Origin of the sequence: Pseudomonas asplenii, from assembly GCF_001293465.1 — a bacterium.
Taxonomy (GTDB): Bacteria; Pseudomonadota; Gammaproteobacteria; order Pseudomonadales; family Pseudomonadaceae; genus Aquipseudomonas; species Aquipseudomonas fuscovaginae_B.
In genome coordinates, this window is record NZ_JSYZ01000003.1 from 97,526 (window position 1) to 113,181 (window position 15,656).

Below are 15,656 nucleotides of genomic sequence, written 5' to 3' on the forward strand. Positions count from 1 at the left end.
CGGCGCTTGTACCTGGGCCATAGTGTCTTCCTTGTTATGGAACGGTCACCGACCGGACCGTTTTCGTCCGTGCTTGGAGCGTTCTTCGCGGGAAAAGATCCGTACCCGCTGCAAGGAAAATAGCTGCCCGCCGACTATCCGGCAAATTCAGGATCGTCCGCTCAGTCCGGCCATTTCCAGGCCGGTTCGTCGAGCATGCCCTGGCCGACGATCTGGGTCTGGCCGAGCACCTTCTCCAGCACGATGGCGTTGCACGCCGAGTCCTGCTGCAAGGCCGCGATCAACCGGCTGGCATGGGACACCACCCACACCTGGCAGTGTTGCGACGCGCGGATGATCAGCCGTGCCAGCGCCGGCAGCAGGTCGGGATGCAGGCTGGTTTCCGGTTCGTTCAGCACCATCAGCGTCGGTGGCCGCGGTGTCAGCAGGGCCGCCACCAACAGCAGGTAGCGCAGGGTGCCGTCCGACAGTTCGGCGGCGGACAGCGGACGCAGCAGGCCGTCCTGGTGGAACTCGATGGCGAAGCGTGCGCCCGGCGCTACCGCGATGCCCAGTCGCGAGCCGGGGAAGGCGTCACTGATCGCTTCCTGCAGCGCCTGTGGATCACCGATCTCGATGATGGTGCGCAGCGCCGCCGCCAGATCGCGGCCGTCGTGATGCAGCACCGGTGTGCGTGTGCCCAGTTGTGGCTGGCGCACCGGTGCGTCGGCATCGCTGCGAAAGTGATCGTAGAAGCGCCAGCCGCGAATGTGCTCGCGCAGCAACAGCACCTCCGGCGAGCTGCGCAGGTTGCCGACCTGGTCGAACAGGCTGTCGAAGGTCGGCGTGTGCTGCGCCAGCACTTCCCAGCCCTGTTCGCCGCGGGCTTTCACCATCGGCCCGGAGCGATCCACCAGCAGGCTGGCCGGGCGATACAGGGCGCTGGCCCAGATGCATTCGCGCTTGATCTGCGGGTCGAGGGAAAACCAGGAGTTGCTCGGCTCCGGCAGCCCCAGGGAGATGGCGTAGCTGAAGTCTTCGCCGGCAAAGCCCAGGCGCAGGCGCTTGGCCCCCTGGCGCACCACGCCCTGCACGTCGACCTCGCCATTGCGCATGCGTCGACTGATCGTCTCCGGGCCGGCCCAGAACGTCGAGTCCAGCCCGCCTTCGCGGGCCAGCGCGTTGACCACCCCACCCTGGGCGGTTTCCGCCAGCAGGCGCAGGGCGCGGTACAGGTTGGACTTGCCGCTGCCGTTGGGGCCGATGATCAGGTTCAGGCGCTCCAGGGGCACCACCAGCTTGTTGATCGAGCGATAGTTGGCCACGGCGAGGGTCTTGAGCATGGGACGGGTCCTGGCGATTGAACCTCCAGTGTGCCCGATTGGCCGCCGCGAAACACCGATTCGCAGTCGCGCTGCCACAGATCAACGGCATCGTCGTGCAGAGACGGAACCCTGTTCTACGCTATCAGTCGTAACGACACTGCGAGTAGGTATTACGCGAAGGAGTGTGTATGAATGGGCGTCGAATGAAGTGGGAAGTCGCCTTGGTGTCGCTGGCGCTCCTGAGTGGTTGCGGCCATGAAAAACCTCCGGAACCGTTACGCCCGCGTGTCTTCGTCGAACAGGTTCAGCGCCAGGACTTCGGTGCCGCCGTCACCCTCACCGGCGATATCCAGGCGCGGGTGCAGACCGATCTGTCGTTCCGCGTCGGTGGCAAGATCATCCAGCGTAACGTCGATGTCGGCGCGCGAATCTCCGCCCGACAGGTGCTCGCCAAACTCGATCCCAAGGATCTGCAGACCAACGTCGACAGCGCCCAGGCCGAGGTCAACGCCCAGCAGGCTCGGGTGCAGCAGACCAGCGCGGCGTTCGTCCGCCAGCAGAAGCTGCTGCCCAAGGGCTACACCAGCCGCAGTGAATACGATGCCGCCCAGGCCGGCCTGCTCAGCGCCAAGAGTGCGTTGACCGCGGCCCAGGCGCAACTGGCCAATGCCCGCGAGCAACTGGGCTACACCGCGCTGATCGCCGAGGCGCCCGGGGTGATCACCGCGCGCCAGGCCGAGGTCGGCCAGGTGGTGCAGGCGACCATGCCGATCTTCAGTCTGGCGCGCGATGGCGAGCGTGATGCGGTGTTCAATGTCTACGAGTCGCTGCTGGTGGAGCCGCCGCAGGACCAGCCGATCACCGTGACCCTGCTCGACAACCCGGCGATCAAGGCGGTGGGCAAGGTCCGCGAGGTGACCCCGGCGGTCTCCGCCCAGAGCGGCACGGTGCAGGTCAAGGTGGCCCTGGCGCCGTTGCCGGCCGGCATGGACCTCGGCTCGGTGGTCAGCGCCACCGTGACGGCGCCGGCCAAGGCCAGTATCGAACTGCCCTGGTCGGCCCTGACCAAGGACGTCAGCGAGCCCGCCGTGTGGCTGGTGGACGAGGCCGGCAAGGTCAGCCTGCGCCAGGTCAAGGTCGCGCGCTACCTGACCGGCCATGTCTTGATCGGCGAGGGCCTGCAGGGCGGCGAAAAGGTCGTGGTCGCCGGTGGGCAACTGCTGCATCCGGGGATGCTGGTGGAGATCGCCCAGCCATCGGCCCAGGTCGCCGGAGGGAACCCGCCATGAAGCGTCTGTCGCTGCTGTTGCTCGGTGGCCTGCTGGTCGCCGCCTGCTCGAAGCAGGAGCCGGCACCGGAACCGGTGCGGCCGGTGTTGTTCATCGAGGTCAGGCCGGAGTCGGTGCAGAGCCTCGGGCGGTTTGCCGGGAGCATCCAGGCCCGTTACGAGAGCACCCTGGGCTTCCGGGTCTCGGGGCGCATTGCCCGGCGCCATGTCGATGTCGGCAGCGAGGTGGCCCAGGGTGCGCTGCTGGCCAGCCTCGACCCGACCGATCAGCAGAACCAGTTGCGCGCGGCCCAGGGCGACCTGTCGCGGATCGAGGCGCAGTGGATCAATGCCCAGGCCAATGCCCGCCGCCAGCAGGAATTGTTCGACCGGGGCGTCGGTGCCCAGGCGCAACTGGACGTGGCCCAGACCGACCTGAAAACCACCAGCGCCTCCCGCGAACAGGCCCGTGCCTCGGTCGGCCAGGCCCAGGACCAGTTGGGCTACACCGAACTGCGCAGCGACCACGCCGCGGTGGTCACCGACTGGAAGGTCGAGGCCGGCCAGGTGGTCAGCGCCGGCCAGGAGGTGGTCACCCTGGCCCGGCCGGACGTGAAGGAAGCGGTGATCGACCTGCCGGCCGCCCTGGCCGACCAGTTGCGCGAAGGGGTCGAGTTCCGCGTCGCCAGCCAGCTCGACCCGAGCGTCAACACCACCGCCCGCCTGCGGGAAATCGAGCCCCAGGCCGACAGCGCCACCCGTACCCGACGGGCCCGGCTGACCCTGGCCGAAACCCCGGCGGCGTTTCGCCTGGGCACGTCGATCAGCGTGACCCTGAGCTCGGCCATCGAGCCGCGCACCCAGTTGCCGCTGTCGGCGCTGTGGGAGAGCCAGGGCAGGACGCAGGTCTGGATCGTCGACCCGCAGACCTCAACCGTCTCGCCCCGTGAGGTCAAGGTTGTCAGCCGCGAGGGCGAGACGATGCTGCTGGGCTCGGGGGTCAAGGCCGGCGAGAAGGTGGTGAGCGCCGGGGTGAACAGTCTCAAACCCGGACAGAAAGTCAGAATCGACGAGGAAAACCCACGATGAAAGGGAGTTTCAACCTGTCCGAGTGGGCACTCAAACACCAGTCGTTCGTCTGGTACCTGATGTTCGTCGCGCTGTTGATGGGGGTGTTCTCCTACATCAACCTGGGGCGCGAGGAAGACCCGTCCTTCACCATCAAGACCATGATCATCCAGACCAAGTGGCCCGGCGCCACGGTGGACGAGACCCTGGAACAGGTCACCGACCGTATCGAGAAGAAGCTCGAGGAACTCGACTCCCTCGACTATGTGAAGAGCTACACCCGGCCCGGCGAGTCGACGGTGTTCGTGTACCTGCGCGACACCACCAGCGGCAAGGACATTCCGGAGATCTGGTACCAGGTGCGCAAGAAGATCGACGACATCCGCGGCGAGTTCCCCCAGGACATCCAGGGCCCGGGTTTCAACGACGAGTTCGGCGATGTGTTCGGCTCGGTCTACGCCTTCACCAGCGACGGTCTGAGCATGCGCCAGCTGCGCGACTATGTGGAGCAGGTTCGCGCGCAGATCCGCGATGTGCCGGGGCTGGGCAAGATCGAGATGATCGGCGAGCAGAACGAGGTGCTCTACCTGAACTTCTCCACCCGCAAGCTGGCGGCTCTGGGCATCGACCAGCGCCAGGTGGTGCAGAGCCTGCAATCGCAGAACGCGGTGACGCCGGCCGGGGTGATCGAGGCCGGGCCCGAGCGCATCTCGGTGCGCGCGTCCGGGCAGTATGCCTCGGAGAAGGACCTGCAGGCGGTCAATCTCAAGCTCAACGATCGCTTCTACCGGCTGGCGGACATCGCCGAGATCAGCCGCGGTTACGTCGATCCGCCGACGCCGCTGTTCCGCTACAACGGCCAGACCGCCATCGGTCTCGGCATCGCCATGAAGAAGGGCGGCAATATCCAGGCGTTCGGCAAGGCCCTGCACGAGCGCATGGACAGCCTCACCGCCGACCTGCCGGTGGGGGTCGGCGTGCACAAGGTTTCCGATCAGGCCGAGGTGGTGGAGAAGGCCGTCGGCGGCTTCACCAGCGCGCTGTTCGAAGCGGTGATCATCGTGCTGGTGGTGAGCTTCGTCGCCCTCGGCCTGCGCGCCGGGCTGGTGGTGGCCTGCTCGATCCCGCTGGTGCTGGCGATGGTCTTCGTGTTCATGGAGTACAGCGGCATCACCATGCAGCGCATCTCCCTCGGCGCGTTGATCATCGCCCTTGGCCTGCTGGTGGACGATGCGATGATCACCGTGGAGATGATGGTCACCCGGCTGGAAAAGGGCGACAGCAAGGAACAGGCGGCAACCTTCGCCTACACTTCCACGGCCTTTCCGATGCTCACCGGGACCCTGGTGACCGTCGCCGGCTTCGTGCCCATCGGCCTCAACGCCAGCTCGGCCGGCGAGTACACCTTCACCCTGTTCGCGGTGATCGCGGTGGCGATGCTGGTGTCGTGGATCGTCGCGGTACTGTTCGCCCCGGTGATCGGCGTGCACATTCTCAGCGAGCAGGTGAAGGCCCACGACAGTGGCAATGGCCGGGTGGCCCGGGCCTTCAACGCCGGGCTGCTATGGTCGCTGCGCAATCGCTGGTGGGCCATCGGCCTGACGGTGCTGATCTTCGCCCTGTCGGTGTTCGGCATGCGCTTCGTGCAGAACCAGTTCTTCCCGTCCTCGGACCGCCCGGAGATCCTGGTGGACCTCAACCTGCCTCAGAACGCCTCGATCAACGAGACCCGCAAGGCGGTGGACCGGCTGGAGGCCAGCCTCAAGGACGACCCGGACATCCTGCGCTGGAGCACCTACATCGGCGAGGGCGCGATCCGCTTCTACCTGCCGCTCGACCAGCAGTTGCAGAACCCCTACTACGCGCAGTTGATCATCGTCAGCAAGGGCCTGGAGCAGCGCGCGGCGTTGATGGATCGGCTGAACAAGCGCCTGCGTGACGACTTCGTCGGCATCGGCAGCTTCGTCCAGACCCTGGAGATGGGCCCGCCGGTGGGGCGGCCGCTGCAGTACCGGGTCAGCGGCAAGGACATCGACCAGGTGCGCAAGCACGCCATCGAGCTGGCGACGATCCTCGACCGCAACCCCAATGTCGGCGAGACCATCTACGACTGGAACGAGCCGGGCAAGGTCCTGCGCATCGACATCGCCCAGGACAAGGCACGGCAATTCGGCCTGTCATCCGAGGACGTCGCCAAGCTGATGAACACCATCGTCAGCGGCGCGCCGGTGACCCAGGTGAAAGACGACATCTACCTGATCAACGTGGTCGGGCGTGCGATAGACAGCGAGCGCGGTACGCCGGAAACCCTGCAGAACCTGCAGATCGTCACACCCAACGGTACCTCGATCCCGCTGCTGGCGTTCGCCACGGTGCGTTACGAGCTGGAGCAGCCGCTGGTCTGGCGGCGCGATCGGCTGCCGACCATCACCCTCAAGGCCGGCGTGCGTGGCGGCATCCAGCCGACCGACCTGGTGCGGCAACTGAAGCCGGATATCGACCGGTTCGCCGCCGGCCTGCCGGCGGGCTACAAGGTGGTCACCGGCGGTACGGTGGAGGAGAGCGGCAAGGCCCAGGGGCCTATTGCCCAGGTGGTGCCGCTGATGCTGTTCCTCATGGCGACCTTCCTGATGATCCAGCTGCACAGCGTGCAGAAGATGTTCCTGGTGGCCAGCGTTGCGCCGCTGGGGCTGATCGGCGTGGTATTGGCGCTGGTGCCGACCGGCACGCCGATGGGTTTCGTGGCGATCCTCGGGATTCTCGCGCTGATCGGCATCATCATTCGCAACTCGGTGATACTGGTGACCCAGATCGACGAATACGAGCGCAATGGCTACGAGCCGTGGGACGCGGTGGTGGAAGCGACCGAACACCGACGGCGGCCGATCCTGCTGACGGCGGCGGCGGCGAGCCTGGGGATGATCCCGATTGCCCGGGAAGTGTTCTGGGGGCCGATGGCCTACGCGATGATCGGCGGCATTGTCGCGGCGACGGTGCTGACGCTGATGTTCCTGCCGGCGCTGTATGTGGCGTGGTACCGGATTCGCGAGCCGAAACGCGACGCGGCCTGAGGCCTGGTATGGCATCCACCCGGTGCTGGACTGCGCCCGCGATATTGTAGGAGCGCGGCTTGCCCGCGAAGGGGCCTCAAGGGCGCTAAAACCTTCGCGGGCAAGTCGGGTGGCCGCACCGCCTGCGCCTGCAGGGTGGTGCCAAACGGGGAGGTTGCCTGCGCCCGCGATGAGGGGGCGGGGCGGGCGACAATCATTCGGCCGTCGACGGCTTCTCCCACAAGTTGATCCCGCCTTCCCGGGCAAAGCGGTCGATCTCCGCCAGTTCCTCCTGGCTGAACGCCAGGTTCTGCAACGCCCCGACGTTCTCGACGATCTGCTCCGGCCGGCTCGCGCCGATCAGCGCCGAAGTCACCCGTGGATCACGCAGGGTCCAGGCCAGGGCCAGTTGCGCCACGCTCTGGCCGCGGCGCCTGGCGATTTCGCTGAGGGCGCGGACATGGGCGATGTTCTGCTCGGACAGGTGCGACTCGCGCAGCGAGCCACCGCCCGGACGGTTGATCCGCGCGTCCTGCGGAATGCCGTTGAGGTACTTGTCGGTCAGCAGCCCCTGGGCCAGCGGGGTGAAGGCGATCACGCCGGTACCCAGCTCCTCGACGGTGTCCAGCAGGTCCTTTTCCACCCAGCGGTTGAGCAGGTTGTAGGCCGGCTGGTGGATCAGCAGCGGGACTTTCCATTCCTTGAGCAGGGCCGCGATCTCGCGGGTTTTCACCCCGGAATACGACGAGATGCCGATGTACAGCGCCTTGCCCTGCTGCACGGCGGTGGCCAGGGCGCTGGCGGTTTCTTCCAGTGGCGTGTCCGGGTCGAAGCGGTGCGAGTAGAAGATATCCACATAGTCCAGGCCCAGGCGCTGCAGGCTCTGGTCGAGGCTGGCGAGCACGTATTTGCGCGATCCGCCGCCCTGGCCGTAGGGGCCGGGCCACATGTCCCAGCCGGCCTTGCTGGAGATGATCAGCTCGTCGCGGTACTGCCTGAAATCCTCGCGCAGCAGGCGGCCGAAGTTGATTTCGGCACTGCCGTAGGGCGGGCCGTAGTTGTTCGCCAGGTCGAAGTGGTTGATGCCCAGGTCGAAGGCGGTGCGCAGCAGGGCGCGCTGGGTGTCGATCGGCGTGCTGTCGCCGAAGTTGTGCCACAGCCCCAAGGACAGTGCCGGCAGCACCAGGCCGCTGCGCCCGACGCGGCGGTAGGGGATGGAGTCGTAGCGGTTTTCGGCAGCTTGATAAGTCATCGAATCCTCTCTCATTGCGCGGAAAATTTCACAGGGCAGCGCCCACTTCTATTGCGGTCCGGATCAACCAGCATACGCCTTGGACAGACCACACCTGTCTCGGATTCGATCCGTGACTGAAACGTTTCATGTTTTTCCGGATTTCGGTCCGGGCGTGTCGTCGCTCGCGCAAATTTCCTGGCCGGCGAATTTCTGCCTGCTCCGAAAATTTGCGCTTGACTTTCAATTTTCCATGGTTGGGTAATTTTTGGTCAGTACAAGTTAGTACATACCTGCTTACTTTTGACCCTCCGGCGAAACTTCGTTTTTGTCCAGCAATCTATAGAAGATTCAAAAAGTTACAGTCAGTACAAGTACTACGTATTACGATATAGTACGATTTGGTGACTGATTTTGCTCAAAAAATGATCAAATCGTCGTCCGGCAGCGTTTTTCTGGCCTGCGGCCAGCCCTACAAAGGTAGTGCAAAGCGGTTTGCCGGCCGCTCCAACCCCAGGTGTTCACGCAACGTGGTGCCCTGGTACTCGCGGCGGAACAGCCCGCGGCGCTGCAGTTCCGGCACCACGTGGGTGGCGAAGTCTTCCAGCCCGCCCGGCAGGTGCGGTACCAGTACATTGAAGCCGTCCGCCGCGCCCTGTTCGAACCAGGCCTGTAACTCGTCGGCGATCCGTGTCGGTGTACCGACCAGGCTGTAGTGCCCACGGCCACCGGCGATGCGTCGGCCCAGTTGCGCCAGGGTCAGGTTTTCCGTGCCGGCCAGTTCGGTCAGCAGTTTCTGCCGGCTCTGCTGGCCGCTGTCGGTCAGCGGCAGCTCGGGCAACGGGCCGTCCAGTGGATAGCCCGACAGGTCGAAGTTGCCCAGCATGCGCCCGAGCAGGGCGACCCCGACCTGCGGCTCGACCAGTGCCTGGAACGCCTCGTGTTTCTCCCGGGCTTCGCTCTCGCTCTGGCCGACCACGACGAACACGCCCGGCATGATCTTCAGAGCCTCTGCCGAGCGGTTGAAGCGCGCCAGGCGGCCCTTGAGGTCAGCGTAGAACGCCTGGGCCCGGGCCAGGGAGGACTGCGCGGTGAACACCACTTCGGCGGTTTGCGCGGCCAGTTCCAGGCCGCTCTGCGACGAGCCGGCCTGGACGATCACCGGTTGGCCCTGGGGTGAGCGGGCGACGTTCAGCGGGCCGCGGACGCGGAAGTGTTCGCCCTGGTGATCGAGCACGTGCAGCTTGGCCGGGTCGTAGTACTGGCCGCTGGACTTGTCGCGGCTGAAGGCGTCGTCCTCCCAGCTGTCCCACAGGCCGGTGACCACCTGCTGGAACTCGCGGGCCCGCGCATAACGCTCTGCGTGACTGATGTGTTCGCTGCGGCCGAAATTCAGCGCTTCGGCGGCGGCGTCCGAGGTCACCAGGTTCCAGCCGGCGCGTCCGCCCGACAGGTGATCCAGCGAGGCGAACTTGCGGGCCACGTGGTACGGCTCGTTGTAGCTGGTGGTGGCGGTGGCGATCAGGCCGATGCGTTCGGTCACCGCGCTGAGTGCCGAGAGCAGGGTCAGCGGCTCGAAGTGATCCGAGCGGGCCATGCGGCTGGCGATTTCACCTTCGGCGGCGGCGACGCTGTCGGCCACGAACAGGGCGTCGAACTTCGCCGCCTCGGCGATGCGCGCCAACTGCTTGTAGTGGGCGAAGTTCAGGCCGGCGGTGGCCGGCACCTCCGGGTGACGCCAGGCGGCGACGTGGTGCCCGGTGGCCATCAGGAAGGCACCGAGTTTCAACTGGCGCGGAGTTTGGGTCATGGCAGGTTCCTTGGCGGTTGATTGAGGGTTGTGCACGCAACGGCTCAAAAATCCTTACGTACCTGGATACCGAAGTAGCGTTCGTCATCCCGTGGCACGGCCCGGTAGATGTAGTTGCCGCCACTGGCCAGCAACGGCGAGTAGGACTTGTCGGCGAGGTTTTTCCCCAGCAGCGCCACGCGCCAGCCCTGGTTGTAGTCGGCCAGGGCGATGCTCGCGTTCCAGATGCCGTAGGCGCCCTGTCTGGTGTCGACGTTCTGGGCGATGTCGTACTGCACTTCGCTCTGCCAACTGAAGTCGGTGCCCAGTTCCAGGTCCAGGCCGTTGTTCAGCGGCACGGTGTAGTCGGCACGCACATAGCTCTTCCAGTCCGGGCTGAACGGCAGCGGCTTGCCGTTGACGTTGCAACTGGCCGCCGCACCCGGCGGGCAGGAGAACTCGTCGATGCGTGCCTTGGTGTAGGCCAGGGCGCCGGAGAGCTTGAGGTTGCTGGTGGCCTGCAGCGCGTAGTCGGCTTCCACGCCTTCGGTGCTGACGCTGCCGGCGTTGATCAGGCGGGTCACCACCTGCCCGGCGACGGTGTCGAAGAAATTCGCCTGGTAGTTGTCGTAGTCGCTGTGGAACACCGCCAGGTTGGTGGTCAGGCGGTTGTTCCAGCTGGTGGCCTTGATCCCGGCTTCCCAGGTGTTGGAGGTTTCCGGTTTCAGTGCGTTGGTGTCCCGCGGCTGCATGTTGAAGAACACGTTGTAGGCCGGGCCCTTGTAGCCACGCGAGTAGGTCACGTAGCTGGTCACGCTGTCGCTCAGGTCGTACTGCACGCCGAGGCGCCCGGACCAGCCGTCCTCGTCCACCGAGCCATGGCTGCTGGTGGCCGGCTGTATGCCGCTGACCGTGGTCGCGGAAGTCGAGACGCGGCGGTGATCGTAGGACAGGTCGTCGTGGGTGTAGCGCAGGCCGGCGATCCCGCGGAAGGTCGGGGTGAAGTTCAGCGTGCTCTCGCCGAACACCGCGTAGCTGTCGCTGGTGGTGCTGTAGTCGGCCACGCCGCGGTTGACGCTGGTGGTCGTGGTCAGGGTGCGCTGGTAGGTCTCTTCGTCCTTGCCGTGCAGGTAGAACAGGCCACCGACGTACTCCAGGAACTGGCCCTTGGGCGAGGCCAGGCGAATTTCCTGGGAGTACTGGTTGAAGTCCAGCGCGCCGCGGTCGGCGGTGCCGGGGAAGGCCGCCGTGACGCTGCCGAGGCGATCGCCGTCCTGGTACTGGTGGTTGTTCCAGCCGCGCCAGGCGGTGATCGAGGTCAGGGTGTAGTCACCGAGGCTCCAGTCGAGCTGGGCGGACAGCCCCTTGTTGATGTCGTCGACGTAGCTGCGGGTATCGGTGTTGATGTCGCGGTTGTCGGAGGACGGCCGCACCGGGTTCAGTGCGTTGGTGAAGGCCGGGCTCAGGGACTTGCTGACCACGCCGTTGGGCGCGTCGTCGTGGGACTGCATGTAGTCGGCGGCGAGGGTGAGTGTCACGTCCTCGTTGGGAGTGAACTCCAGCTTGCCGCGCACGCCCTTGTGGTTGTAGCCGTTGACTTCCTGGCCGTTGGCCTTGTTGTCGACGTTGCCGTCGTAGCTGCCGAACAGGGTGGTCAGCGAGCCCTTGAGGGTGTCGGGCACCAGGCTGCCTCCGATGCCGAAGCGGGTGCGGCTTTCGTTGCCGCTGAAGTACGACTGGTCGATGTAGCCGTGGGTTTCGGCGGTCGGTGCCTTGGTGACCATGTTCAGCACACCGGCCGAAGCATTCTTGCCGAACAGCGTGCCCTGCGGGCCGCGCAGCACTTCGATGCGGTCGAGGTCGAGCAGGTCGAGGGTGGCCTGGCCGGGGCGGCTGTAGACCACGCCGTCGATCACCGTGGCCACGGTCGGCTCGACCCCGGGCGAGGTGGAAATGGTGCCCACGCCGCGGACGAACAGCGAGGTGTCCTTGTTCGACGCGCCGGTGCGGAAGTTCAGCGTCGGCACCTGCTGGACGATGCTGGAGACGCCGTTGCGACTGTCGCGTTCCAACTGCTCGCCATCGACCACCGAGACCGCCACCGGGACCTTTTGCAGCGATTCCTCGCGGCGGGTGGCGGTGACGGTGACCGCCTTGAGTGTCGGCTCCTGGTCGCTGCCGGTGTCGGCGGCGAATACCGCGGGCGACGGCAGTGCCGCCAACCCGGCCAGCAGCCAGGCCAGGTGTGGGCGCCGCGGCGTGGCGGCCTGGATCGCCCGTGCCAGTGTGTGTTGCTCCCCGAATCTGTTGTGCATGTGTTGCCCGCTCGAAAAATGACCCTGAACCGCCGTCGCTCTGCGTCGACAGCGCCTGATTTGTCTTGGGGCATTCGCTCGAGCGAGTAGCAGGCAGACAAAGCGTTTTGTTAGCGCTAACATCGCCAGTATCGGAAAGGTCGATATAGACCGTCCAATACTGAAAAATTACTTTTATATTCCTTTTGGTTTTCAATAAGGGTCGCATCCTTGACTGCTGACAAAGCGCCAAACCGCAAGCGCCGGGGGGCCGGGCGGGTCACCCTGAGCACGGTCGCCCAGGAGGCCGGGGTGTCGGCGATCACCGTCTCGCGCTACTTCAACAACCCCGAGCAGGTCTCGCCCGAGCGTCGCGAGCGGATCGCGGCGGTGGTCGAGCAGTTGGGCTATGTACCGAACCTGGTGGCCGGCGGGTTGGCCTCGGCCCGCGGGCGGATCGTCGCGATGGTGATTCCGAACATCTCCGGACCGATCTTCGCCAACACCATCCAGGGCTTCAGCGACACCCTCAATCGGCATGGCTATCAGTTGCTGCTGGCGTCGAGTTACTTCTCGGCGGAGCAGGAGGAAAGCGCGGTTCGGGCATTTCTCGGCTGGTCACCGGCGGCCCTGGTGCTGACCAGCCGCTTCCACAGTGCGGGCACCGAAAAGATGATCGCCGAGGCGGATATCCCGGTGGTCGAGACCTGGGACTACCAGCCGCAGCGCGGGCCGCTGCAGATCGGCTTTTCCCACCATGAAGTCGGGGTCAGCGCCGCCCGCTACCTGCATGGCAAGGGCTATCGGCGCATCGCCTTCGTGCAGAACAGCGCCCCCGGCGATTTCAGTGCGCTGGAGCGCCGCGACGGTTATGCGGCGACGGTGCGCGAGCTGGGGCTGGAGCCCTGGGTGTTCGCGCCACAGGCCGGTCTGGCACCCTTCGAGGCCGGCAAGCAGGCGATGCAGGCGCTGATGAGCGGGGCGACCCGGCCCGACGCGATCATCTTCGCCAACGACAACCTGGCCGCCGGCGGCCAGTTGGCCGGGCAGCGCGCCGGGCTGAAGATCCCCGAGGATTGCGCGGTGCTGGGCTTTGGCGACTACCCGTTCGCCGAAATGCTCCTGCCGAGCCTGAGCACCATCAAGCCGCCGGCGCTGGACATCGGCGTGCTGGCGGCGACCCGGGTGCTGGAGAGCCTGGGCGTGTTGCCGGTGGATGAAGTACAGCGCCTGAACCTGCTCACCTGCCAGGTGATCGAGCGCGAGAGCGCCTGAGCCGCTGCCTCAGGCGGCGTCGGCGAAGAGTTCGCTGATCCAGTCGACGAACACCCGTACCCGCGGCGACATGTGCCGGTTCTGCGGGTAGAGCACCGACACCGGCATCGGCGGCGGCGGATGGTCCGGCAGCACTTCGCGCAGCAGGCCCTGTTCGATCTGTTCCGCCACCCGATAGTGCGGCACCTGGATCAGGCCGAGCCCGGCCACCGCCGAGGCCGCGTAGATTTCCGCACCGAACACCGAGACCCGGCCGGCCAGCGGCACTTCCCGTGGCTCGCCGTTTTCGATGAACTCGAAGGGGAACAGCTTGCCGGTGGCCCGCGACACGTAGTTCACCCCCTGGTGCCGGCTGAGGTCGGCCAGGTTGCGCGGCTCGCCGTGCCGGCGCAGATAGGCCGGGCTGGCGCAGGTCACCTGGCGCAGGTTGGCCACGCGCTTGCCGATCAGTGACGAGTCGCCGAGGTTGCCCGAGCGCAGCACACAGTCGACACCTTCGGCGATCAGGTCGATGAAGTGGCTGGCTTCGCTGATCGACACCTCGATCTCCGGGTAGCGTTCGAGGAATGCCGGCAGCGCCGGAATCACGAAATAGCGCGCCAGGGTGCCCTGCAGGTCGACCCGCAGGCGGCCCTTGGGCGCCACCGTACGGAAGGCCAGTTCGGCGTCTTCCAGCTGCGCCAGCAATTGCACGCAACGCGGGTAGTAGGCCTCGCCGTCGAGGGTCGGCCGCACGCGGCGGGTGCTGCGCTCCAGCAGCCGGGTACCGAGCCAGGCCTCGAACTGGTTGAGGGTGTGGGTCAGGGTGGCGCGTGGCAGGTTCAGGTCTTCGGCGGCCAGGGTGAAGCTGCTGCGCTCATAGATCCGTACAAAAACCTTCATTGCCCTGACCTGGTCCATGGCGGCTCCGCGACACTCGATTGTTGGTGATTGTTGAATAGTCAGGTCAACTATCGCGCATTTATCGCCCTGGATAAACATGTGAAATTGGCTTCACTTCAACGCACATCCCAGGAGATTCGACATGACTCAGCACTCCCGAAAAGTGGCCATCGTCACCGGCGCCTCGCGGGGTATCGGCGCGGTGGTCGCCCGCCAGCTGGCTGCGCAGGGTTTTGCAGTGGCCATCAACTATGCGAGCAGTGCCAGCGAGGCCTCGGCGCTGGTAGTGGAACTGCGCCAGGCCGGCCACCCGGCCATAGCGGTCAAGGCCGACGTGGGCAACTCTGCCGATGTCGCGCGGTTGTTCGATGAGGTCGAGTTGCAGTTGGGCAAGGTCGATGTGCTGGTCAACAACGCCGGCATCCTCAAGGTGCTGCCGCTGGCCGAGCACAGTGACGAGCTGTTCGAACAGACGTTCGCCATCAATACCCGCGGCACCTTCAACACCCTGCGCGAGGCGGCGAAGCGGATGAATGACGATGGGCGCATCGTCAACTTCTCCAGCAGTACCGTGGGGCTGAACCTGCCGGGGTACGCGGTGTACATCGCCAGCAAGGCGGCGGTGGAGTCGTTGACCCAGGTGTTCGCCAAGGAACTGCGTGGCCGGCGCATCACGGTGAATGCCGTGGCCCCGGGGCCGGTGGCGACCGAATTGTTCCTGCAGGGCAAGAGCGAGGAGCAGGTCCAGACCTTCGCGCGGATGCCGCCGCTGGAGCGCCTGGGCCAGCCGGAGGATATCGCCGAGGTGGTGTCGTTCCTGGTCGGCCCGGCGGCGGGCTGGGTCAACGGGCAGGTGCTGCGGGCCAATGGTGGGTTGGTCTGATCGTCCGCGCAGCTCCCGGGTGACCGACCGGTTCGCCGGCCGTTGCTTGGTGATGCGTGGGCCCCTCAGTGAAGGTTTGCCAGGATTGGAGCGCGATCATGCCGTCTGTATTTTCCCCGTTGTTCAATGGCCGTCTCGAACCTATCGCCTACAGCCTGCTGCGGCTGTGTTTCGGCATCATCATGGTGACCCATGGGGTGCCGAAGCTGCTGGGTGAGGCCCATGGCTCCATGGCTGATCCGCTGGCGGCCTCGGCCAACCTGATCGGCAATGTTCTGCATTTGCCGGCGGCGGACACCCTGGCGTTGCTGGTGGCGCTGCTCGAAGGGGTGGGCGGCGCCTTGCTGGCGTTGGGGCTGGGCACCCGCCTGCTGGCGGCGATGATGGCTGTGCAGATGGCGGTGATCAGCTACCTGCTGGGCCCGACCTGGCCGTGGATCGACCGGGGCATCGAGTACCCGGTGCTGATGTTGTTCCTGGCGGGCTACATTGTGTTCCGGGGGGCAGGACGCTATTCCCTGGATCACAGGCTGCACTGCCGGCGTTGAGACGACCACGATCGATCACGGCCTTCCCCGCGCGGGTATTGTCATGCACCCCGCGATCACGTTCA

Annotated in this window: 11 protein-coding genes; 6 read left to right on the plus strand and 5 right to left on the minus strand. The window is 65.8% G+C overall.

Translation table 11 applies throughout. The annotated features are described in order from the left end of the window. Positions 1 to 161: 161 nt before the first annotated feature. The gene (locus tag PF66_RS04400) at positions 162 to 1,322 is read right to left on the minus strand and encodes an AAA family ATPase (protein WP_054061988.1); all 1,161 of its coding nucleotides are present in this window, start codon (positions 1,320 to 1,322) and stop codon (positions 162 to 164) included. A gap of 170 nt (positions 1,323 to 1,492) precedes the next feature. Between PF66_RS04400 and PF66_RS04405 the strand changes: the two genes are divergently transcribed. From PF66_RS04405 to PF66_RS04415, 3 genes are read left to right on the plus strand one after another with little or no spacing between them, the layout of a single operon-like run. After that, on the plus strand, positions 1,493 to 2,593 hold the full coding sequence (locus tag PF66_RS04405) for an efflux RND transporter periplasmic adaptor subunit (RefSeq protein WP_054061989.1): 1,101 nt from the start codon (positions 1,493 to 1,495) through the stop codon (positions 2,591 to 2,593). Beyond that, the gene (locus PF66_RS04410; RefSeq protein WP_054060585.1) at positions 2,590 to 3,660 is read left to right on the plus strand and encodes an efflux RND transporter periplasmic adaptor subunit; all 1,071 of its coding nucleotides are present in this window, start codon (positions 2,590 to 2,592) and stop codon (positions 3,658 to 3,660) included. Before PF66_RS04405 ends, PF66_RS04410 begins: the two co-directional genes overlap by 4 nt. Beyond that, positions 3,657 to 6,710: an efflux RND transporter permease subunit gene (locus PF66_RS04415; RefSeq protein WP_054060584.1), complete on the plus strand. Its 3,054-nt coding sequence runs from the start codon at positions 3,657 to 3,659 to the stop codon at positions 6,708 to 6,710. The genes PF66_RS04410 and PF66_RS04415 overlap by 4 nt, the downstream gene beginning before the upstream one ends. 193 nt (positions 6,711 to 6,903) lie before the next feature. Here the strand turns inward: PF66_RS04415 and mgrA are convergent, their stop codons facing one another. The 3 genes from mgrA to PF66_RS04430 form a co-directional block, all read right to left on the minus strand. Beyond that, the gene (gene mgrA / locus PF66_RS04420; RefSeq protein ID WP_054060583.1) at positions 6,904 to 7,941 is read right to left on the minus strand and encodes an L-glyceraldehyde 3-phosphate reductase; all 1,038 of its coding nucleotides are present in this window, start codon (positions 7,939 to 7,941) and stop codon (positions 6,904 to 6,906) included. 451 nt (positions 7,942 to 8,392) lie between these two features. Beyond that, the gene (locus tag PF66_RS04425) at positions 8,393 to 9,730 is read right to left on the minus strand and encodes an LLM class flavin-dependent oxidoreductase (RefSeq protein ID WP_054061990.1); all 1,338 of its coding nucleotides are present in this window, start codon (positions 9,728 to 9,730) and stop codon (positions 8,393 to 8,395) included. Positions 9,731 to 9,774: 44 nt separating this feature from the next. Then, the gene (locus PF66_RS04430; RefSeq protein ID WP_054060581.1) at positions 9,775 to 12,024 is read right to left on the minus strand and encodes a TonB-dependent receptor; all 2,250 of its coding nucleotides are present in this window, start codon (positions 12,022 to 12,024) and stop codon (positions 9,775 to 9,777) included. Positions 12,025 to 12,234: 210 nt separating this feature from the next. Between PF66_RS04430 and PF66_RS04435 the strand changes: the two genes are divergently transcribed. Continuing rightward, positions 12,235 to 13,278 (plus strand): LacI family DNA-binding transcriptional regulator, encoded by a 1,044-nt coding sequence (locus PF66_RS04435; RefSeq protein WP_054060580.1) that lies wholly within the window; start codon positions 12,235 to 12,237, stop codon positions 13,276 to 13,278. A 9-nt stretch (positions 13,279 to 13,287) separates the two neighbouring features. Here the strand turns inward: PF66_RS04435 and PF66_RS04440 are convergent, their stop codons facing one another. Continuing rightward, the gene (locus PF66_RS04440; RefSeq protein WP_054061991.1) at positions 13,288 to 14,178 is read right to left on the minus strand and encodes a LysR family transcriptional regulator; all 891 of its coding nucleotides are present in this window, start codon (positions 14,176 to 14,178) and stop codon (positions 13,288 to 13,290) included. Positions 14,179 to 14,302: 124 nt separating this feature from the next. Between PF66_RS04440 and PF66_RS04445 the strand changes: the two genes are divergently transcribed. Together PF66_RS04445 and PF66_RS04450 are read left to right on the plus strand one after the other, a co-directional pair. Continuing rightward, positions 14,303 to 15,043: an SDR family oxidoreductase gene (locus PF66_RS04445; protein WP_054061992.1), complete on the plus strand. Its 741-nt coding sequence runs from the start codon at positions 14,303 to 14,305 to the stop codon at positions 15,041 to 15,043. Between the two features lie 98 nt (positions 15,044 to 15,141). Beyond that, on the plus strand, positions 15,142 to 15,591 hold the full coding sequence (locus tag PF66_RS04450; RefSeq protein WP_054060577.1) for a DoxX family protein: 450 nt from the start codon (positions 15,142 to 15,144) through the stop codon (positions 15,589 to 15,591). Positions 15,592 to 15,656 lie beyond the last annotated feature (65 nt).